At 31.6% G+C, this 206-nt stretch carries 1 protein-coding gene; it reads right to left on the reverse strand.

Going from position 1 to position 206, the window contains the following annotated elements:
• Positions 1-206, reverse strand: a 206-nt coding sequence (locus CD172_RS12395) for a DDE-type integrase/transposase/recombinase (RefSeq protein WP_142384451.1), incomplete at both ends; no start/stop codon positions are given.

The following is a 206-nucleotide window of genomic DNA, read 5'->3' on the forward strand; positions in this document are numbered from 1 at the left end:
CGTATTGATACTTTGATAACTTATTTTCCTTGATTTGATATGACGATGATCTTGTTCAATGAGATTATTTAAATATTTAGAGGTACAATGACAGTTGGAGGTAAGTTTAAAATCTTTAATCACTTTGGACATTGCCACCTTCGTTGAAGGGGCTTGGTCTGTAATTATCATTTGAGGTTTGCCAAATTGTTTAATAAGACGTTTAA

The organism is Staphylococcus agnetis, assembly GCF_002901865.1.
In the GTDB taxonomy this organism is placed as follows: domain Bacteria; phylum Bacillota; class Bacilli; order Staphylococcales; family Staphylococcaceae; genus Staphylococcus; species Staphylococcus agnetis.